The 20,696-nt window shown below is 74.4% G+C and carries 13 protein-coding genes; 4 read left to right on the top strand and 9 right to left on the bottom strand.

What is annotated here, in order from left to right; translation table 11 throughout:
* Window positions 1–152 precede the first annotated feature (152 nt).
* On the bottom strand, window positions 153–1,529 hold the full coding sequence (locus ACZ7GX_RS43575; RefSeq protein WP_498786411.1) for a M28 family peptidase: 1,377 nt from the start codon (window positions 1,527–1,529) through the stop codon (window positions 153–155).
* A gap of 440 nt (window positions 1,530–1,969) precedes the next feature.
* Between ACZ7GX_RS43575 and trpB the strand changes: the two genes are divergently transcribed.
* From trpB to ACZ7GX_RS43590, 3 genes are read left to right on the top strand one after another with little or no spacing between them, the layout of a single operon-like run.
* The gene (gene trpB / locus ACZ7GX_RS43580; RefSeq protein WP_498786434.1) at window positions 1,970–3,136 is read left to right on the top strand and encodes a tryptophan synthase subunit beta; all 1,167 of its coding nucleotides are present in this window, start codon (window positions 1,970–1,972) and stop codon (window positions 3,134–3,136) included.
* Window positions 3,133–3,918 carry a tryptophan synthase subunit alpha gene (gene trpA / locus ACZ7GX_RS43585; protein ID WP_498786413.1) on the top strand — a complete coding sequence of 262 codons (786 nt, stop codon included), beginning with the start codon at window positions 3,133–3,135 and terminating at the stop codon, window positions 3,916–3,918. The genes trpB and trpA overlap by 4 nt, the downstream gene beginning before the upstream one ends.
* Window positions 3,919–3,937: 19 nt before the next feature.
* Window positions 3,938–4,711 (top strand): GntR family transcriptional regulator, encoded by a 774-nt coding sequence (locus ACZ7GX_RS43590; RefSeq protein ID WP_498786415.1) that lies wholly within the window; start codon window positions 3,938–3,940, stop codon window positions 4,709–4,711.
* On the opposite strand, the gene ACZ7GX_RS43595 is transcribed toward ACZ7GX_RS43590, so the two are convergent.
* From ACZ7GX_RS43595 to ACZ7GX_RS43625, 7 genes are all read right to left on the bottom strand, one after another.
* Window positions 4,659–5,810, bottom strand: a complete 1,152-nt coding sequence (locus tag ACZ7GX_RS43595) for a Cmx/CmrA family chloramphenicol efflux MFS transporter (protein WP_498786417.1) — start codon at window positions 5,808–5,810, stop codon at window positions 4,659–4,661. The two genes, ACZ7GX_RS43590 and ACZ7GX_RS43595, sit on opposite strands and share 53 nt — an antisense overlap.
* 165 nt (window positions 5,811–5,975) lie before the next feature.
* The gene (locus tag ACZ7GX_RS43600) at window positions 5,976–6,800 is read right to left on the bottom strand and encodes an AAC(3) family N-acetyltransferase (protein ID WP_498786418.1); all 825 of its coding nucleotides are present in this window, start codon (window positions 6,798–6,800) and stop codon (window positions 5,976–5,978) included.
* A 27-nt stretch (window positions 6,801–6,827) separates the two neighbouring features.
* Complete coding sequence (locus ACZ7GX_RS43605) at window positions 6,828–8,585, bottom strand: hypothetical protein (protein ID WP_498786420.1); 1,758 nt, start codon at window positions 8,583–8,585, stop codon at window positions 6,828–6,830.
* The gene (locus ACZ7GX_RS43610; RefSeq protein WP_498786422.1) at window positions 8,582–12,157 is read right to left on the bottom strand and encodes a DUF5682 family protein; all 3,576 of its coding nucleotides are present in this window, start codon (window positions 12,155–12,157) and stop codon (window positions 8,582–8,584) included. The genes ACZ7GX_RS43605 and ACZ7GX_RS43610 overlap by 4 nt, the downstream gene beginning before the upstream one ends.
* Window positions 12,138–13,283 (bottom strand): ATP-binding protein, encoded by a 1,146-nt coding sequence (locus ACZ7GX_RS43615; protein WP_498786424.1) that lies wholly within the window; start codon window positions 13,281–13,283, stop codon window positions 12,138–12,140. Before ACZ7GX_RS43615 ends, ACZ7GX_RS43610 begins: the two co-directional genes overlap by 20 nt.
* The gene (locus ACZ7GX_RS43620) at window positions 13,280–18,097 is read right to left on the bottom strand and encodes a hypothetical protein (protein WP_498786426.1); all 4,818 of its coding nucleotides are present in this window, start codon (window positions 18,095–18,097) and stop codon (window positions 13,280–13,282) included. Before ACZ7GX_RS43620 ends, ACZ7GX_RS43615 begins: the two co-directional genes overlap by 4 nt.
* Window positions 18,094–18,975 (bottom strand): DUF4132 domain-containing protein, encoded by an 882-nt coding sequence (locus ACZ7GX_RS43625; protein WP_498786428.1) that lies wholly within the window; start codon window positions 18,973–18,975, stop codon window positions 18,094–18,096. Before ACZ7GX_RS43625 ends, ACZ7GX_RS43620 begins: the two co-directional genes overlap by 4 nt.
* A gap of 190 nt (window positions 18,976–19,165) precedes the next feature.
* Between ACZ7GX_RS43625 and ACZ7GX_RS43630 the strand changes: the two genes are divergently transcribed.
* Entirely contained in the window at window positions 19,166–19,327 is a 162-nt protein-coding gene (locus ACZ7GX_RS43630; RefSeq protein WP_498786430.1) for a hypothetical protein, read from the top strand.
* Window positions 19,328–19,424: 97 nt separating this feature from the next.
* Here ACZ7GX_RS43630 and ACZ7GX_RS43635 read toward each other — a convergent pair whose 3' ends face one another.
* Window positions 19,425–20,540, bottom strand: a complete 1,116-nt coding sequence (locus tag ACZ7GX_RS43635; protein ID WP_498786432.1) for a putative glycoside hydrolase family 15 protein — start codon at window positions 20,538–20,540, stop codon at window positions 19,425–19,427.
* Window positions 20,541–20,696: the final 156 nt, after the last annotated feature.

The raw sequence follows: 20,696 nt of genomic DNA on the forward strand, positions 1-20,696 counted from the left end.
GGGAGGGTGGAAGAACGTGGGGACAGAAGGAGGGGAAAGGAGACGGGGAGGAAACCCCCCCCGGGCCGTGGGGGGGTCCCCCCGGCCCCACCCCACCGGATGGTCATCGACTACTAGTGGACGTAGAACATGGCGCGCACCTCCCTTCCCTGTCAGGGCCGCACGTCGTCGTCCACCACGGCGAAGCGCCCCACGGCCCACGCCATCGCCCGCATCGACTCGCCCAGCGCTCCGAAGTGGACGCTCGACAGGTCGTCGCAGGGCTGGTGGTAGCACGGGTCGTACGTCATCCCCGCCGTGCCGCCGAACACCGCGGCCTCCTCCGGGGTCTTGATGCCGCGCACCCCGCCGAACGCGCCGCCGACCGGCACGCCCACCGCGGCGAACGGCTCCTGGTCGGATCGGATGTCGTTGAGGTCGGCGGTGCGGAACGGCACGTCCCGCACGCGGTACCCCTGCGACAGCACGGCTTCCACCACGCCGGACCCGGGCGGCCCCGGCGGCGAGCCGGTGTCCGGGTGGTCGCTGTCGTCGCCGTCGACGACGAAGTGCACGTAGTTGGGCGACGCGATCAGCTCCCAGTTCAGGTACAGGCTGATCGCGGCCAGCTCCTGCGGCGCGAGGGTGTTCACGTAGTGGATCGAGCCGACGTTGAGCCACTCCTCGGCGCCCCAGAACGCGAAGCGCACCTTGTTGACCACCCGGGCCTGGTGCGGCGCGAGGCGGACCGCGGTCTCCAGCAGCGCCGCGACGCTCGTGCCGTTGTCGTTGACGCCCGGCCCGTCGACCGCGCTGTCGAGGTGCGCGCCTGCCATGACGACGCTGTCCGCCCGGCCGCCGGAGGTCTCGGCGAACACGTTCACCGTGACGTCGTCGTAGGAGTGGCCGCGCAGGTCGAGCGACGCCGTGCCGGGCGTCAACGACCGGGCCGAGCGCTCGCTGATGAACGCCACCGGCAGCGGGGCGCCCGGCACGCGGCGGCGCAGCACGGCGTCCACGACGGGCGACACGTCGTAGAACAGCACCGCCCGCACGCCCGCGGCCCGCGCGGCCACCGCCTTGTCGACCGTCGGGCAGCCACCGGTGGGCGCGACCGCGATCGCGGTGCCGGCGGGGTAGTGCGCGGCCTGGCAGCCGTCACCCGTCGCCGCCGCGAGCGAGCCCGTGACCTGGCCGGACGGGGTGAACTGGCCCATCAGCGCACGGACCCGAGTGCCGTCGGGCGCGGTGAAGACCTCGACGTCGGCCGTGAACCCGGTGTAGGGCACCGGCTGGCTCGTCACGCGGTACCCGGCGCGCCGCAGCACGCGCTCGACGTGCTCCCGCGATCGCTCGAACCCCGGGGTGCCCGCGGCCCGGTTGCCGCCGTGGCGCTTGGCGGCGGCGTCGAACTCGGCGAGCGTGGCCAGCGCGGCCGAGGTGCTCACCGAGCCGGACAGCGCACGCGCCAACCGGTCGTCCCGGGGCTCGGCCGCGGCGGGCACGGCGGCGACCACAATGAACACGAACGCGAACGCGACAATGCGCATGGACCCACCCCTGAAAACAATCGCGGACGTAACGCGAATAGGCGCGAGCGCGACCCGGAAACGCTCCGGGCGACGACTCGACCCACCCGGTCGTCATTCTCCCCTGGTTCGGAGGTTAGCGCCGACGTGGTGGCCGCGCAACCGTCCGAGCTGCGCGATTCACGAGACTGGGGGAATCGCGGAACATTCCTGGCGATCGAGAATTCCGACCGTCGCGAGCGATCTTCGACTTCACAGAACGCGTGAATATGTCAACGAAGGCGCGAATAGCGAAGGTCAAGTCCAGCGCTTTTTCGAGAGCAGCGGAAACTCTCCTGAGCGAACTGCGGACCACCACGGAGAGCGACCTTCCGACGACGAACCGCAGTCACTTGCCAGGGCGCGAGGAGAGTTCTAGAGTTCTAGAAGTGTCAGTTCACGAGGTGGTCAGGGCCGGCGGGATGGGTGCACCCGACGCGGCCGGTCGGTTCGGGAGGTTCGGCGGGCGCTACCTGCCGGAGGCGCTCATACCCGCCGCGAAGGCGGTGGAGGCGGCGTTCCGGGAGGCGTGGTCGGATGCCGCGTTCACGGCGGAGTACCGGCGGCTGCTCGCGACGTACGTGGGTCGACCGACGCCGTTGACGGAGTGCGCGCGGTTGTCCGACGCGTTGGGCGTGCGGGTCCTGCTGAAGCGGGAGGACCTGGCGCACACCGGGTCACACAAGATCAACAACGTGCTCGGCCAGGCGTTGCTGGCCCGCCGGATGGGCAAGCGGAAGCTGATCGCGGAGACCGGGGCCGGGCAGCACGGCGTGGCCACGGCCACCGCCGCCGCGTTGCTGGGACTGGGTTGCACCGTCTACATGGGACACACCGACGTCCGGCGGCAGGCGGTGAACGTCTTCCGGATGGAGCTGCTCGGCGCGGAGGTCGTGCCGGTGACGTCGGCGAACGGTGTCGGGACGTTGAAGGAGGCGACCAACGGCGCGTTGCGCGCCTGGGTGAACGAGACCGAGGACGCGCACTACTGCGTCGGCTCCACGATGGGGCCGCACCCGTACCCGTGGATGGTGCGGGAGTTCCAGCGCGTCATCGGCGACGAGGCACGCGCCCAGTGCGCCGAGCGGCTGCCGAAGGCTTTGCCCGACGTGGTGGTGGCGTGCGTGGGTGGCGGGTCGAACGCGGCGGGGACGTTCGCCGGGTTCGTGGACACCCCGGTCCGGTTGGTGGGCGTGGAGGCGGCGGGCGGCAGCGCGGTCGAGAAGGGCAAGCTCGGCGTGCTGCACGGGTTCATGTCGCACTTCCTGCAGGACGACGACAGCCAGGTGCTCGAAGCGGAGTCGATCTCGGCCGGCCTGGACTACCCGGGCGTCGGGCCGGAGCACGTGCACCTCGCGGAGGCCGGGCGGGCGCACTACACGAGCGTGACCGACGAGCAGGCCCTGCGGGCGTTGAAGCTGGTGACCAGGTCCGAGGGGATCCTCCCGGCGCTGGAATCGGCGCACGCCCTGGCGTGGGTGGTGGACGCGGCCGCGACCGGTGAGCTGGCGGCCGGGTCGACGGTGCTGGTCACGTTGTCCGGCCGTGGCGACAAGGACCTCCAGCAGATCAGGGAGCACCTGCGATGAGCGTGTTGGAACGGCGTCTGCGGGACGCCCGTGAGCCGCTGCTGATCCCGTACGTGATGGCGGGCGTCGTGCCGGACTGGCTCGACCTGGTGCGGGGCGCGGCGGAGGCGGGCGCGGACGCGATCGAGATCGGCCTGCCGTTCTCCGACCCGATGCTCGACGGGCCGACGGTGCAGCGGGCCGCAGCGCTCGCCGCGGGCCGCGGTGGACGGCCCAGGCCGTTGGTGGAGGAGCTGGCCGGGCTCGACCTCGACGTGCCGCTGGTCGTCATGACCTACGCGAACGTGGCGATGACCATGACGCCAGACCGCGGCGTGGGAGGGTTCCTCGACCACCTGGCGTCGGCGGGCGTCCGGGGCGTGATCGTGCCGGACCTGCCGCTGGAGGAGTCGGCGGAGTACCGGGCACGTGCGGCGGAGGCCGGGGTGGCGGCGGTGCTGCTGGCCGCGCCCTCGTGCGACGACGACCGGTGCCGTGAGATCGCGCGGGCGTCGTCCGGGTTCGTGTACTGCATGAGCTCGATGCGGATCACCGGTGAGCGCACCGACCTCGCCACCACGGCACGGGAGACCGCACGGCGGTTGAAGGGGATGACCGACCTGCCCGTGGTGACCGGGTTCGGCATCTCGACGGTCGAGCACGCGGTGGAGGCCTGCGCGGACGCCGACGGTGTCGTGATCGGCTCGGTGCTGATGCGGATGCTCGTCGACGGCGCGCCCGTCGCCGAGGTCGTGGACGAGGTGGCCGCGTTCCGCCGGGCGCTATCCTCCGTCGGAGGTTGAGAGTCGGGGGTTCCCACCGGTGGACGACGGGCGGCGCACGGGCCGCGAGTACGGCACGCGCGTGCCCAAGTACCTGGCGATCTACCGGGTGCTGGCCGACCGGATCGCGGACGGGCGGTACCCGGCGGACGCGCCGCTGCCCGCGCAACGGGAGTTGGGCGAGGAGTTCGACGTCTCGTTGATGACGGTGCGGCAGGCCATCCAGGCGTTGGAGGCGGACGGGCTGCTGGAGACGCGGCACGGTGTCGGCACGTTCGTGCGGCGGCCCGCGTTCGCCTACGGCCTCACCGGGTTGCGGAGCCTGGCGCAGGACCTCGTCGACCAGGGCATCGAGCTGGAGACCGAGGTGCTGGACGCCCGGCTCGTCGTGCCACCCGGTGACGTGGGCGCGCGGTTGGGCGTCGAGGAGGGTCGGGTGCTGGCGGTCGAGAGGCTGCGCAGCACCCGACCCTCCCCCGGCGTGTCCGTCCCGCTGTTGCTCCAGACGTCCTACCTGCCGGCCGGGTCCGTCGACGTGGAGACCCTGCGCCACCAGTCGCTGTACCGGCTCCTCGAGGAGTCGGGGCGGCCGGTGCGGCAGGCCAGCGAGACGATCCAGGCGGTGGCGCTGACGGCCGAGCAGGCCCGGGTGCTCCGGCGCGAGCCCGGTTCGCCGGCCCTGTTGAGCAGCCGGCTCAGCCGGGGCGAGGACGGCACCCCGTTGGTGGACGACCGCGCGTTGCTCGTCGGCGACACCGTGATCACCGCGGAACGCGCGGCGGGCGGGACGAACCTCGCCTACGGACACCGCTGACGACGATCGCGCCGGCGGCCAGGACCGCGCTGACCCACGGCGCCGCGCGGTAGTCGGCGGCGGTCCGGGTCGCGACGGCGGCCGACAGCGGACCCAGGAACGCGCCGACGTTCAACGCGACGGTGGCGAACGCTCCGCTGAGCGAGGGCGCGTCGGACGCGACCCGCATCACGCGCCCGACCAGCGCCGATCCGACGCCGAACGACAACGCGCCCTGCACCACCGCCAAGGCGTGCAGCGCCGCCGGGTGGGCGCCGGTCACGGCCAGCGCCGCCCACCCGACCGGCAGGGCGCACAACGCCGGCCAGAGCCGCACGTCACCGAGCCGGCCGGCCACCGTCACCCCGGTGAACGCGCCGACGCCGAACGCCGCCAGCAGCACGGGGACCGCGCCGGCAGGCAGGCCGGCGACGTCGGTGGCGATGACGGCGAGGTACGCGAAGGTCGCGAACGTGGCCCCGTTGACGAGCACCGCGAGCACCAGTGCGCGCTGCAACCGCCGTGACCTCAACGCCCCGGCTTCCTCCCGCACCGACACGTCACGACGATCGGCCGCATCGGCGGGCGCGGACCGGAACACGAACGCCAACGCGGGCAGGCACAGCGCGGCGACCGCCCAGAACGCCGAGCGCCACCCGGCCCAGTCGCCCAGCAGGGCGCCCGCCGGCACGCCCGCCACGCACGACAACGTGATGCCCGACAACAGGACGGCGGTCGCCCGGCCGTGCTCGGTCGGGCGCACGAGCGCGGTCGCGACGGACATCGCGACGGCGAGGAACCCGGCGTTCACGATCGCGGCGACGATCCGGGTTCCGAAGAGGACGGCGAAGTCCGTCGTGACCGCGCCGAGCACGTGCACGACGACGAACGCGGCCAGGAAACCCGCCAGCGCGCGACGACGTGGCCACCGCGCGCTCAGCGCGGCCATCACCGGCGCGCCGATGATCATCCCGATGGCGTAGGCGGAGGTGAGGCTCGCCGCCGCGCCCACCGGGACGGACAGGTCGGCGGCGATGCCCGGGACGAGGCCGGACAGCATGAATTCCGAGGTGCCTTGCGCGAACACGGCAAGGCCGAGGACGTAGACGAACACAGGCAAGGGGATCGACTCCGAGGTCGGCGTGCGCGGTCAGGTGCGTGCGCGTGCCGACCGCCGACGGGCGATCGCGATCAGGACCGGTCGTTCACCGGTCGGACGGCTCGCCGCCGGCGATCGGCGGCTCCGCTCTGTCCGACTCGGGGCTGGTCACCCCGAGCACACTAGTCACGGCGCCGCCGCGTCCTCAACGTCATTTCGCCCACGGCGCGCGGCCAGCCAGACCTCGGCGTGAGCGACGGCGTCCGCCAGCGGGAACAGCCTGGTGACGCCGCCGCCCACCCGGCCGAGCCCGACCGGGTGGGCGGCGGCGAAGGCCGCGCCCAGCTCCGCGAAGTCGCCGTCGTCGAGGACGACGTCGCGCACGGTCGTCCAGGAGCGGCCGTGCGGGGTGCTGATCGCGATCGAGTTGTCGGCCTCCGGCGGTGTCGGCAGCCGGTACTCGGCCAGGTGGAAGGCCGTGCAGGAGTCGAAGCCGACGCCCAGGAGCAGGACCCGCGCGTCCATCGCCTCCAACCGCGCGAGCGGGCTGCGTTCGCCGAGCCGGCTGTCGAGGGCGTGCTCGGCCACGACCTCGGCCGCCCGGGCACCGATGGCGGCGAACGAGGTCTGCGGGTGGGCGCTGCGGACCGCTCCCGGCCGGTTCCGCACGGCCTCGGGGATCACGCCGACGCCCGTCGAGGGTGTCGTGCGCGGGTCGTAGGGCGGCATCGACGCCCGGATCTCGGGCCACCACGACTCGGGCACGGGCGGGTTCCGCCAGCCGGCCGGGTCGGAGTTGTCGGCGGACTGCGCGGGCGTCACCAGCGTCCCGGCCTCGCCGAGCACGTCGAGCAGCGCCGACACCACGGTGGTGGCACCGCCGCAGACCCAGCCGAGGGAACTCAGCGAGGAGTGCACGAGGACGGTGTCACCCCGGCGCAGGCCGGCCGCCCGGAGCTGGGTGCCGATCGACTCCCGCGTGCACAGCGGGCCGGTGGGTGGCTTCGACATCGCCGCAGGATAAGGATGATCGACTGGTCAGGTCACCTCATTTCGACCCACCTCGGTCAGCCAGGCGCGCCGGGCGGCGGCCCGGGTGAACTCGCGGACGTGCAGGCCGGCGCGCAACCAGGCCATCGGGAAGTCGTCGCCCCCGTCGCGGACCACCCGGCCGAACGCGTCCCGGCCGCGGTCGCGCGAGGCGTCGGCCAGGCCGGCCAGCAGATCGGCGGTGGTGGTGAGGCCGTTGCGGGTCAGGGCGGTCACCTCGCGCCCGGCCGAGGCGACGGCCGCCACGGCACGTCCACCGAGCGCGATGCGGTGCAGCACGTTCTCCAGCGGGCGCGCGGGACGCGGCACGCGTTCGGCGGGCTCCGGCCGTGCCGGGAGTTCGCGGGTGCCGTCGCCGGCGACGTGGGAGCGCTGGAGCCGGTCCAGGCCGAGGTCGACGTGGTGGCGCAGGTCCGGGGGCAGGTCGAGGTCCCCGGTGACGGCCAGCGCGACGGCCCTGCCGGGGCGGTCGGGCAGCAGGCGTGCCACGGCGCGGAGCCGGAGACCGGGCGCGTTCGCGAGGACCCGCAGGTTCTCGCGCGCCCGGTCGCCGTCTCCGACGAGGTCGACGTGGGCCTCGTCGGTGCCCAGCCGCAGCGCGTCGCCGGCCGCGCCGAGCACGGTTCCGGCCACGAACAGCAGGTCCGCGCCGGCCGGTCGGTGGGACTCGGGTCTGGCGTGGGCCTGGAACCCGCGGGTCACCTGGTCCGGCAGCGGTTGCGCCCACAGGCCGGCCAACGGCGGCTCGTCCCAGGACGCGGCGGACGCGGCCACCGCGCGGACGGCCTTGCCCGCGCCGAGCCGGTGGTCGGCCGACGCCGTGCCGCCGGAGAGCAGCAGGCCCGCACGGCCCAGTTGGCGCTGGCTGAGGCCGGACTCACCGATCGCCACCGGTCCGCTCGCGGCGGCGGCGACCCGTTCCGCGCCGCCCGGCATGATCGCCGGCACGGTCCACAGCACGCCGCCGCCGTCCACCAGGTGCGTGACCACCCCGGCGTAGCCGGAGGCGGCGACGACCACCTCGGTGCACAGGCCGTACAGGCGCAGGGAGCCGATCGGGCGGTACTCGCGCCGGGCGGTGCCGCGCAGCTCGGCCGCGTGGCCGGTGCCCGTGCGCAGGTCGTGGCAGAGCAGCATCAGCTCGACCAGTTCGGCGGTCAGCGCCTCGCGGTCGAACGACGAGTCGCCGGCGCGTGCGGCGGCCAGCGCGGAGGCGATGCGCAGGCCGTTCGCGGCGGCGCGGTGCAGGCCCGCGACGCGGGCGACGTGGACGGCGCGCAGCAGTTCGGCGCGGACCACGGCACCGCTGCCCGTGGCCCCGGCGCGGAGCACCGTCCCGCACGCCGCCCAGAGCGCGCTCGCCGCCGCACGTTCGTCGTCGGACGTCGTGTCGGGAACGGGCTCGTCGGGGACCTCGGCCGGCACCTGGACGCCTTCCGCGACCTCGGCCGGCTCGTCGACGCCCGCGGCGACCTCGGCCGCGGCCACGGCGACGCCCCGGTGCAGGCACTTCGGCGCGAGCAGGCAGCTGCACACCAGGTCGTCGGCCGTCGTGAGGACGCCTTGGCGCAACGTCCAGGTGAGCGCGGTCTCGGCGTCCAGCTCGGCACGGGCCGTGTCGGCGTCCGCGGTCACCGTCCACTCGGCCACGCGCCCGAGCGACGCGTCGACCCGCTTGCGCAGGCGGGGCGGCAGGGCGTCGAGCACGTCGGCCACCACCGCCGGGAACACCGGGGGCACGCTCATCCGCGCACCTTCTCCCCCACCCAGCGGGCCAGCTCACGCGGGCTGAGCGCGGCGACCGGCATGCCCGCCGCGACCAGCGCGCCCGCCACCGACGTGGAGTAGCGGGCGACGCCGCGGTCGTCGAGGCTCGCGCAGCCGAGCACCGTCACCCCCGAGGTGACCAGCTCCCGGACCTGCGCGACGAGCGGCCCGACCGGACCGCCCTCCTCGAAATCGCTGACCAGTACCACCATCGTCCTCTCCGGCACGGTCACGAGGGAACGGGCGTGGCGCAACGCGCCCGCGATGTGCGTGCCACCGCCCACCCGCACCTCCAGCAGCAACGACAACGGGTCGGCCACCCGGTCGGTCAGGTCGACGACCTCGGTGGAGAACGCCAGGAAGTGCGTCGACAGCGCGGACACCCCGGCGAAGACGGAGGCGGTCAGCGCCGACCACACCGTGGAGGCCTCCATCGAGCCGGACACGTCCACCACCAGCACCAGCCGCCAGTCGTTCGCCTTGCGCCCGCGGGTGCGGAACACCGGGTGTTCCGGCACGACCACCACGCGGCCGTCGGCCCCGCGGCGCGCGGTCGCGAGGTTGGCGCGCAGGGTGCGCGGCAGGTCCAGCCGGCCTCCGGGCCGACGGGTCGGCGTCGGCAGCTGGATCCCGGTCAACGCGGGCCGCACGCGGTTTGCGAGTTGCTCGGTCAGCTCGCGCACGAGCCTTGCCACCAACGGCCGCAGCCGCGCCAGCGCCGACTCCGACAACCCGCCCGCCAACGACAGCACGTTGCGCAGCAGGTCGACCGACGGCCGCACGGAGCCGGGGTCGATCTCCAGCGCCGCTTCCAACCGCCCACCTTCCGCCGCCGCCGCCAGGACTTCTTCGCGGACGTGCTCGCCGAACAGGTCGCGCAACTCCTCCGACCACTCGCGCACGTCGGGGAACGGGCTGGCGCGGTCGGCGCCGAGTTCGCCGCGCGCCGCCCCCTCGCCCCGGTCACGCCCGTACAGCTCGTCCAACGCGGCCGCGTACCTGCCCGCACCCGCCGGCCGTTCGCCGTTCGACCCGAGCACCAACCGCCACCGGACCCCGGCGGGCAACTCGCCGGCGTGGGACAGCTCAGCCGACGCCCCGCCGCTTGTCACTGCGGTCGCCAATTCACCGCCGGCCACCTTGCTCGCCGAAGCACCGCCGGACACCTCGGGGGTCGACTCAGCCAGGCCGGCCGCGCCGATCGGGGACCCGGGCGCACCGGCCGCACGGCCGCCACCACCCGCCGGCGTTCCAGTCCCGGCTGCCGAGTCGACCGCTCCGCCCGCCGAGGCGTGGGCCGGTCGACCCCGGTCGGGCAGCAAACCGTGCGCCCGCAAGGCGTCCACGGCCGCGTGCTCGGCGTCCAACCACACCGCCAGCAGTTCCGGATCAGGCGCGCCGACCGCGTCGACCCGTTCACCGGTCCGCTCCTCCACCACCGCCAGCACCCGGGCCCGCGCGGCCGGCCCGACCGACGTGAACGCCCCTCGCAGGGCGGGCAGCCGGTCGAGGAAGTCCCGGTCCCCCAACCCCTCCACCCGGTCCAGCAACGGCGACAGCGCGTCCGGCGTCTCCAACAACGGCCCGGCCGCCGCGAGCACCCCGGTGAGCCCCAGCCGCAGCACACCCCTGCGCTCCGGCGTGCTCGCACCGTCCACCCAGGACGCGACCCGCTCACCCAACACCGACGCGGGCACCAGACCGAGCAGGACCCGGGCCGCACCGGCCGCACCGGCGATCAGCGGCGTCGCCGAGTCGGCCAACGCCCGCAGGCACGCTTCGAGCCGCAGCCCGTGCACCCCCGGCCGCTGACCCAGCTCCACCAACGCCCGCGCGTCGGCGACGTCCTCCGACCCGGCGAGCCCTTCGAGCTGGGCCACGGCCGCCGTCTCCAGTTCCAGCGCCAGCAACGGGTGCGCGTCCAGGACGTCGCCGGGCGTCCCGGGCACGTGACCGGCGCGCAACCGGTCGAGCAGGTCCAGCCCCGCCAACAGCTCCCGCAACGTCGCCGACGACGGCAGCACGGTCGCCGCGTCGGCCAGCAGGGTGTCGACCATCCCGGGCAACCCGCACAGCGCCGCGTCGAGGAGGTCGCCCAACACGGCGGCAGGTGTGTGCCCGCCGCGTTGTTCGCGTTCGGCGCGACGGGCCCGCAACCGCCCGAACGCGGCCAACTCCAACGTCGCGCCCCACAACCCGGCCACCGGCAACGTCGCCGCGGTCGCCGGGGTCCACGCCACCGTCCACCGGGTGGTCAGGGCTTCACCGCCGCCGACGCCGGTGGTCTCGGTCTCCTCGCCGTAGGTCACGCCGAGCACGGCCAGCCGCCGCAACGCCACCTCGCGCCGCGCGTCCAGGTCCGACCTCAACGGGTCCAGCCGCAACGACACCGCCTCGCGCGAGTCCGGACCGGGCAGCCGCAGCGACGCGACCAGCGCCTCCACGGCCGGCGCCAGACCCGACCGGGGCGTGCCGGGCGCGAGCACCCCGGTCCGGTGCCCCACCAGCACGTCACCGGCGGCCCGGGCCACGACTCGTCCCCGCCCCAGCGGCTCGGCGTGGGTCAGCACGGTCTGCACCGCCTCCACCAGCTCACCGCGACCGGGCGCGGGCAGGCCGCGCAGCCGGGCCAGGTCGACCGCCAGCCGCAACGCCTCGCGCGCCTCGGCGGGACCGGCCGGGTGGTCGAGCTCCCGCACCCGCGCGCAGATCCGCACGATCAGCGACGCGGCGGCGGCCTCCACCGCCTCCGGATCACCCGCCGCCTCCAGCACGGCCTGCTGCCACTCGGGATCGCGAATGCCCGCGGGGTAGCCCGAACGCTCGTCCAGCAACGCGAACCCGTACGGCACCAACGACGTGACCACGTCGCCGGCGACCGGGACCGAGGTGTCCACCGGCCCGTCCAGCAACGCCGCCGCGTGGAACGACCCGATCACCGCCGCGCACCGCCGTCCGTCCACGCCTTGCACGGCCCGCCGCATCCACGCCTCCCGGCGCAGGTCGTACGGGTCCACGCCGGTGGCCGCCGCGTCCTCGCGCAACGCCCAGCCGACCAGCAACGCCGCCCGCCGCACCGCCTCCGGCGTCTGGCCGGGCGCGGCGGCCTCCACCAGCCGGTCCCACAGGTCGTCGCCGTCACGGCCGGTCGTCGCACCGCGCAACGCATCGGTCAGCGGTGACGCGCCACGCTCCTGCGGCCGGTGCCCGTCACCGCGCAGGGCGAGCGGCAGGTCGCACGGCCGGACCTCCACGCCGTTGCGGTGCGCCCAGCGGATCGCGGCCAGCTCCGGGGAGAAGTCCGCGAACGGGTAGAACGCCAGGCCGCCGTCCGGCGAGGCGCCGGACAGCGCGACCGGCGCGACGAGGTCGGGATCGGCCAGGTGCGGCAGCCACTCCCCCAGCTCCTCCGGCAGCTCGACCAGCAGCACCTCGGGCGCGAACGCCTCCAGCAGGACGGGCACCACCGCCGCCAACGCGGGCGAGTGGTGCCGCACCCCGATCAGGTAAGGGTGCCGGTGGTCGGCCAGCTCACGCATCGAGGACGTCACGGAGCTCCCACAGCCGTCGCCACGTGCGCGCGCCGGACTCGGCCCGCCGCCGCACCGCGCCGTCCCAGTAGCCGAGCAGCCGGGCCGCGTCGCTCGGGTCGTCCTTGCGGACCACACCGAGCAGGTGGCCGGGCAGCAACGACAGCGGATCGCGGTCGCCGGGGAAGTACGCGCCGGCCAGCCCCAACGACGTGGCGACCGACACCGCCTCCGCCGTGCTCATCACCGTGGACGGCCGCTCGACCGCCCAACCCTCCTCCGACACGCCGTTGCGCAGGTCGCGGAACGCGGTGACCAGCACCTCCAGCACCACGTCGTCCACGGCGAACGGCGCGCTCACCCGTTCCAGCGCGGCCGTGGCCTGACGGCGCACCAGCGCCGTCTCGGCCGAGAGGTCGCCGATGGGCCCGACGTTCTCGAAGTTGAACCGCCGCTTCAACGCCGCCGACATCTCCGACACGCCGCGGTCGCGGAGGTTCGCCGTGGCGATCACCGTGAAGCCGGGCGCGGCGTGCACGGTCGCGCCGTCCGTGCCGGACAGCTCGGGCACCGCGATGCGCCGGTCGGACAGGATCGACACCAGCGCGTCCTGCACCTCCGGCAGGCACCGGGTGACTTCTTCGACGCGCACCACGCCACCGCCGCGCATCGCGGCGAGCACCGGTGACGGCACCAGCGCGCGAGGGCTCGGCCCTTCGGCGAGCAGCAGCGCGTAGTTCCAGCCGTAGCGCAACTGGTCCTCGGTGGTACCCGCGGTGCCCTGCACGACGAGCTGGCTGCTGCCGGACACGGCGGCGGCCAGCAGTTCGGACAGCATCGACTTGGCCGTGCCGGGTTCGCCGACCAGCAGCAGGCCGCGCTCGCCCGCCAGCGTCACCACGGCCCGTTCGACCAGCGCCCGTTCGCCGACGAACTTGGTGCCGATGACCAGCCGGTTCGGCACGCCGTCCACCGACACGCCCTTGGGCAGCGCCAGTGGGTCGCCGCTGCCCATCACGAACGTCACGACGGCGCGCGGGGTGAGCCGCCACCCCGGCGGACGGGGTCCGCTGTCGTAGGCCGCGAGGAACGCCAACTCCTCGCGGAAGGCGTCCTCGGCGGGTTCGACCTGCCTGGGTGCGGTCACCTGCGTCCTCCGGTCTTGAGCTCTTCGTAGGCGGGTGCGTCGCCGTCGAGCACCCGTTGCCAGGCGCGGGCGAACAGGTCGGCGACGGGTTCCAGCGGCACGATGACGCCGGGTTGACCCGGGGCGTACTCGAACATCGGCGTCTTCCACCGCTCCAGCGGCAGGTGCGGCGCGGCCAGGGCCAGCCACCCGCCGGGCAGGAACAGCGAACGCCCGGCCCTGGCCCGCTTCGCGGTGAGCACCAGGTCGGTCTCGGCGAGCGCGGCGCGCGCCTTGCGCAGCCGGGCGGGTTTCCAGCCGGTCCACCGGGCCACGTTCGCGTCGGTCGGGTCGGGCAGGGCGAGCAGTTGCAGGTACAGCGCCGCCGCGTCCTCGGTCAGCCCGAACCGCGTGGCGACCTCCGCCACCAGCGCGGGCACGGACACCATCGGGTCCTGGTGGTAGGCGGCCGGGTCGACGCCCTCGGGCGTCGGGACCGCGCACAGGGCGGTGAGCCGGTCGTCGGCCAGCCGGTCCAGCACCCGCAGCGCGTCCTGCCCGCCGGCCAGTTCCGCGACCGCGACGAACAGGTCCCGCTCGGCCGGTCCGACGAGACCGGGCCTGGCCGCGAGCCGGCAGTACTCCTCGCCCGCGGGTACCAGCTCCAGCCAGCCCTGGTACTGGTAGAGGCCCGCCTCGGTGGGCACGTCGACGCCGAGCAACGCGCACAGCCGGTCCAGCGAGACCCACCGGCCGAGATCGATGGCGAAGCCCTGGTGCGCGACCCGCTGCCGGGCCAGCGCCAACGCCTCCGGCAGCCGGGCGCGCAGCGGCGAGCCGGCCGGGAGCCGGTGCGCCAGCCACGCCAGCACCTGCGGCACCGACCACAGCGCCGCGCGGTCGAACCCCTCCGGCCGGCGGGCCTCCAGCCCGTCACCGGTGAACGTCAGCTCGGCGTCCACGGTGAGCCACGTCGTGAGGTCCGGGTTGACCACGCCGGCCACGTACTCGCCGACGTCCCGCAGGTTCAGCAGCTTCGCCGCGTCGACGAGCACGTCGTCGGGCACCGGCGTCCGCCGCCCGTGCGCGGCGGTCCACACCTCGGCGACCGCGGCCACGTCCGGGCCGCTCGTCCACAGGTCGGCCGGGTCGGCGGGCACGGCGGCGGCGACCAGTTCGAGCCGCAGGCCGTCGTGCAGCCGGTGGAACCGGTCCTTGGCCACCTTCGCGGCGCCCGTGGACAGGTTGAGCAGGCGTCGCTCGGCGGTGGACAGGAAGTTCGCGTCCCACCGGCCGACGCCGGGCAGCCCGGCCAGCAGGTACGTCGCCTCGGCCGTGCCCAGGCCGGTGAGCTCCATCAGCGCGGGCACCGCCTCGGGGAACCACGGCGCGGGACCGCGCTCGGCGAGCACGTCGAGGAACCGGGCCACCCGCTCGGGCCCGAACGACGTGTGCACCTCCGCGGCCGACTCGACGTGCCAGTCCTTCGGCAGGTCGAACGCACCGGGCGTGCGGCTGAACTGCAGGCCGTCGAACCGGCTGCCCGGACCGTTGCGCCACTGGGTCTCGAACAGGGCGATGAACCCGTCGCGCACCGGCACGACCCGGTCCTTCACCGCGGCCTGGCCCTTGTCCACGACCACGCCGAGGGTCCGCCAGTGCCCGGCGCCGTCGGCCAGGCCGGCGTCCGCGACGCACCGCAGCACGAGCGCCAGCGCGGCCCGCTGGTCGTCCGGGGTGAGCGGTGACGCGGCGCGGTGCGCCAGCGCGGCCAGGTGCGGCAGGGCGTCGAACCAGCGGGCCGCGTTCGACACCGGCAGGGCGCGTGCCTCGGGCCGCGCGACCGCCTCGGCGAGCGCGGCGGTCAACGCGGGCAGCCCGGTCGGCACCAGGCCGCGCGAGTTGTAGGAGCGGTAGCCGCCGAACCAGTGGAGCGCGGCGTTGACCTCGTCCTCGGACACGACGGGCCCGGTGGGCGCGAGGACCGGGTCGACCGCGCGGGCCGCCTCGGCGATCTCGCCGTAGCGCCGGTAGGAGCGCTCCACCTCGGCCGCGCCGCGGACCAGGTCGACCACGCCGGAGATCAGCGCGGGGTGCGTGAGGCCGGGCAGCTCGGCGGCGACGACACCGGCGAGCCCGCCGCGTTCGCCCTCGACCAGCGCCGTCAGCCGCTCGCGGACCGTGCGCCTGTCCGGCCCTTCCTCGCGCGCGGCGGCGAGCATCCGGTCCACGGCTTCCCTGCTCACGCCGCGCAGCGCGGCGGAACCGGCCTCGTCGCGCGGCCGCAGCAGGTGCCACCAGTCCAACGGCGGCACGAATGGCGTGCCGGTCGCGTACACCGGGTGCTGCGCGGCTTCCGACACCGTCGCCAGCCTGACGCCCTCGGCGTCGAGCACCGCCATGGCCTGGTTGCCCGTCGCCAACGTGAGCTCCGCGCCGCCGGGCAACCTCAGCACGCCCTTCGGGCGGGCGCCGCCGACCACCCGGACGCGGCGGCCGTCCACGCCCTCGCCGACGTACGAACCGTCCGCCTCGCGGCGCACGCGCCACCCGTGCAGGCCGTCGGCCGCGCCGAGCGGGCTGCCCTCCGTCGCGGGGACGGCGGGCCTCAAGTCGCACTCGGCGAGTTCGAGCGACGTGCCGTCGGCGGCGAAGTCCTCGATGAACCGGGGCATGCTCGCCCGACCGCGCTGGCCGGTGGCCGGGTCGACCTCGAACCAGCGCCACCCGCGGTCGTAGTAGGAGCCGGTCCACAGGGTGGTGCCGTCGCCGTGCGCCTCCGACAGCGTCGACACGACCGTGTCGCCGGGGTGCGCGACCCGCCCACCGGCGAACCGGCCGCCGCCGGGCAGCGCGATGGACGCCCTGGCCGGGTCGTTGCGGTGGTAGCTCCGGCCCTCGCCCATCGCGAAGACGTGGTCCGGCGCGTCGCTCCAGTACGCCAGCTCGCCGTCCGGGCCCTGCCAGCGCACGAGCAGCACGCCGTCGAACCACGACGCGGCCGGCGCGAACCCCCAGCGGTGCCGGGCGTCGGCCGGGATGCGGGAGACGTGCTCGGCGAGCACGCCCTCCGGGCCGACCACGACGAAGGTCTCGCCGCGGCGCAGCACGAGCGCGGGCCACCCCTCGCCGCACACCACCACGCCGTTGTCCTTGGGCATCCCGGCCGCGGCCAGGCGCGCGACGGCCTCCTCCAGGGCGGGCCACCCCAGCTCGTCCAGCACGCCTCCGCGCAACGTCCGGTGCAGGGCGGCGGCCACGTCGGTGCAGGCGAGCGACTCGGCCGCCTCGGGCACGTCCACGTACGCCTCGGGCAGCCGCACGACGGCCAGCGTGTCGAGGTGGGCGCGGAGGTCGGGCAGGCCGGTGACGGCGACGCGCTCGACCCGCCCGCTGATCCACGCGGCCAGCGCGCTGCGCAGACCAGGCACCGCCATCGCGGCCGTGAGCACGTCCAGGGCGACGACGTCCGAGCGGACGTGCGATCGGGCGTGTGCGACGAGCCCGTGGCCGAGCGCGCCGCCGAACCGCTCGGACGCGGCCAGCGCGGCGAGGTCGCGGCGGCCGGGCTCGTCGTCGGCCAGCCACCCGGTGACGTCCAGCTGCACGTCGGTCTGGCTGCCGGGTGCGATCGGGACGTCGTGCGACACCAGCAGGTCCAGCACGTCGAGGTCGCCCTGGCGGTAGTACCGCAGCGCGCGGACCGGCACGCCGTCGGCCACGAGCCGGCCCGCCATCGCCTCGAGGAGCTCCAGCAGCTTCACCGACCGCCCGGTGGCGCGCCACCCCGACGAGCGGACCGCCAGGACCGACGACAGCCACTCGGCCGGATTCGCCTCGACCTCGTCCGGTCCGATCAGCGCGCGGGTCGCGCCGCAGGAGGTCAGGATGTCCAGCCACAGGTCGAGCACGGTCGCGGAGTCGGGCACGAACGACAGCAGCCGGCCGCGCACCTCCGCGTCGTCCGTGGCCAACGCCACCAGCGAGGCCCGGTAGGACTTCCAGAACGCGCCGCCCGCGCGGCTGATCGCGGAACCGTCCAGGATCGCGCGCAGCAGCCGCTGGTCCTCGGCGACGAGGTCGCGCTTGGCGGCCTTGGCCAGCCGCCGCAGGTCCTCCGGCATCCCCGTGTACGGCGGCAGGCCGCCCCGCGTGCGCTCCACGCACAGCGTGAAGAACAGCTCGTAGGCCGCGTCCGGGTCGTGCTTGCGGGCCAGGCCCTTGGCGTGCGCGGACAACGCCTTGGCGGTCAACGCGCCGGCGAACGCGAACTCCAGGAACACCTCGCGCGTGCGCTCGGGGTCGACCGCCAGGTCGTGCACCTCCTCCGCCTCGCGGGCCTTGCCGAACATGCTCGCCGCGTAGCTGGTGTTGCCGTGCTGGAGGAAGATCCGCCCGGCCTGCTCGTAGAACGTGGGCAGGAAGTGCGGCGCCGACCGGCCGAGCATGGCGCCCAGCGCGGTGAACCCGTCCTTCGCCGCGCCGGCGCGCGACTTGGCCGTGCGGGCCAGCCGTTCGACGTCCTTGACCAGGTTGAGCGCGTGGTGGCCGTTGGCCGGGTCGTGCACCAGGGCCCAGGCGGGGAAGCCGAGCGCGACGCGCTTGCCGGTGCCGACGTCGGCGACCCGGGCGGGCGCGTCGAACCCGAGGTACTCGCAGGTCAGGTCTTCGGCGCGGCCGAGGACGGCGGGCACCAGCCGCACCACGACGCGGCCGTCGAGGCCTTCGTGGGCGTAGTGGCGGGCGGTGATGGTGTCGCGGTCCTCGCCGACGTCGTCGGTGCCGGGCAGCACCGCGCCGGCCGAGATCAGGGCCTTCGGGCTCAGGGCGCTCACTGGGCCACCACCGCTTCCTCCACGACGCGACCGGCGTGGATCGCCGCCGCCATGCGCATCCCCTCGGACCACGCGACCGGTCCGACGTCGGCGAGCGGCAGGGTGGTTCCGTCCTCCAGCGCCCAGTGCAGCTCGCCGGTCCACGTCTCGCCCTCGGGGTAGTCCGAGCCGAGCCAGTAGCGGGCCTCCACGACCCGGCCGTCCTCGAACGCGGAGTAGACCGCGTCGCCGCCGCGCACCGGGTAGCCGAGCGTGCGGCACCGGCCCAGCGCGTGGTTGAGCTGCTCGAACCGGCCGCCGGAGAAGTCGTCGACCGACGTCTTGCCCGCCAACCCGGCCGGTCGGGCGTGCGTCTGCCGGAACAGCTGCTGCACCTGCTGCTCGACGCCGAGTTCCGCGCCGAACTCGCGCAGCTCCTCCAAGTCCTCCAGCAGCACCGGGTGCGGTATGCCCACCACCTCGGGCTTCAGCCGTCGCGTGTCGCCGTCGAGGGTGACCACGCCGAGCCCGCGCTCGGGGTCGGCGTCGCGCAGGAACCCGGTCTCCGGGCCGCTGCCGTCGTCGGCCGTGACCACGAGGTCGCGCAACGCCTCGGCCCACGCGGCGTCGGCCCAGACCTCGGCGATCAGCGCCGCCGGCACCGGCAGCGAGCGCACCATCCATCCGTCCACGGTGGACAGGCACTCGGCGCGGTGCCGGGACAGCCACTCGGCGAGCTGGCGCAGCTGGACGACCCTCGGGTCGTCCTTGAGCGAGGCGGGCACCGAGGACAGCAGCTTGCCCTTGCCGTTGCGGCACTGGACGCGTCCGTTCTCCCCCAGCCGCACCTGGTACCCGGACGCGTGCCCTTCTTCGGATTGGGCATCGAGCCAGCCCACGGTTCCTCCTGCGAGTCGTTCACGACGGTGTGGCGCGGAGGTTAGCGAGGGGGTCCGACAAAACGATCAGTTCGGTCGGTTCGTCGCCTCGTCGTGACCGGGAGCGGTGGCTGCACGAACGGGCGGCTTTACCTCAAGTCTTGCCCAAATCAGGTGCGAGTGTGACCGGCGTCTCCCTAACCTCTCCCTCATGAGACTGCTGCTGTGGATCGCGCTCACGTGCGCGCTGGCGGTCGAGGGGGCCATGGTCCTCCCGCTGCTGGCGGGCGTGGCGATCGTCGGTTGCGCCGAAGTGCGGCGCCGATCGCCACGGCCGCGCGCACGGGTCCGCCATGACCTTCTCGCCCGGTGACCGGAACGGTCGCGACCGAGGTGGACGGGTGACCCGGTGCGCCTGGGTGGCGCCCGCCACTCGACCCGCCCGCTGACGGATCACCCCGCCGATCCGGTCAGCAGGCCTTGCGCAGGACGGCGCCGGACGTGCCGGCCAGCGAGACCTCGGTGACCGACGTGCCGCGTTCGGTGACGTGCCCGCCGTCCAAAGGCACCGTGACGGAGCGGCTGTCGGTGCTGTTGGCGTTGACCACGACCGTGCCGCACGTGAAGTCGCGGACGAAGACGTTCGTGCCGACGGACTGGTAGGGCCCGGACGGCGTGCCGAGGTCCCAGTCGTACTCGACGCGCCACGGCGAGGCGTCGCCGTAGCCGTCGGTCTGGTCGATGCTCGCGATCGCGGCCAGGTCGCCGGCCGCCATGAGGTAGCTGGCCAGGGCGAACCGGTACGCCCGGTCCGCGCCCTCGGTGTGGTGCGGCTGCACCCAGGTGATCTTGCCGCGGGCCTCGTTCGAGGCGATCTCGGCGACCTGCCTGCTCCACCCCTCGGGGTACTCCGAGAGCAGGTTGGTGTCGCCGAACGCCAGCCACCACTCGTCGAAACCGCCGTCGAGGTGCTCGGTGTAGGCGTCCCAGGCGCCCGCGTGCAGCCGGGCGTTGGACAGGTTCGCGACCGTCTTCAACCCGGCGGCGACGAAGTCGTCACGGGTGTTCGCCAACATCGACTTGTACGCGTCCTGCAACGCCGCGTCGGTCGGGTACTTCGCCGGGCACACGCCGTCGTGGTAGGCGTCGCAGGGGAACAACGCGTTGTCCATGAACACGCCGTCGAATCCGGACGCGGTGCTGCTATTGATCACATTCGTCGCCCACGCGTCTTGATAGGCGGTGTTGCCGACATCCATCTGCCAGTGGCCGGAATAGCCGCTGTACTCGAACCGGCGACCGCCCGGGTCGAGCAGGAACCACTCGGGGTGGTCCTTTTCCGCCTGGCAATACCCGACGCCCGTCGGCAACTGCGCGTCGTCCACCCCGTCACGGCACGCGTACGAGCGCGTCGACGACAAGTCCTTGTAGACGAACACCTGGACGGCCGGGTTCGCCGCCTTCAGCTTGGGGATCAGCGCGCCTTCCCAGGCGTTCAGCACGATGTAGGCGCGTCGGCGCGCCTCGGTGGCCAGCACCTCGTCGGAGACGGGCGTGGAGTTCATGTGCAGCCAGAAGGACTGCACGGTGCCACCTCCGCCCGCGACCGGCTGCTCGGGGGGGGGGGGGGGGGGGGGGGGGGAGGAGAAGGGGAGGGGGGGGGGGGGGGGGTGTTCTTGGGCGTTTTGGGCGACCGAACGACCACGCCCGTTCACCCTCCCAACAAAGAACAACAACCTCCC

The sequence above is a fragment of the Actinosynnema sp. NPDC037264 genome (assembly GCF_055603705.1).

Excerpts from the sequence above, each read along its gene's own strand:
- ACZ7GX_RS43575 (WP_498786411.1), bottom strand. The coding sequence starts at position 1,529 with ATGCGCATTGTCGCGTTCGCGTTCGTGTTCATTGTGGTCGCCGCCGTG.
- trpB (WP_498786434.1), top strand. The coding sequence starts at position 1,970 with ATGGGTGCACCCGACGCGGCCGGTCGGTTCGGGAGGTTCGGCGGGCGC.
- trpA (WP_498786413.1), top strand. The coding sequence starts at position 3,133 with ATGAGCGTGTTGGAACGGCGTCTGCGGGACGCCCGTGAGCCGCTGCTG.
- ACZ7GX_RS43600 (WP_498786418.1), bottom strand. The coding sequence starts at position 6,800 with ATGTCGAAGCCACCCACCGGCCCGCTGTGCACGCGGGAGTCGATCGGC.
- ACZ7GX_RS43605 (WP_498786420.1), bottom strand. The coding sequence starts at position 8,585 with ATGAGCGTGCCCCCGGTGTTCCCGGCGGTGGTGGCCGACGTGCTCGAC.
- ACZ7GX_RS43630 (WP_498786430.1), top strand. The coding sequence starts at position 19,166 with ATGAGACTGCTGCTGTGGATCGCGCTCACGTGCGCGCTGGCGGTCGAG.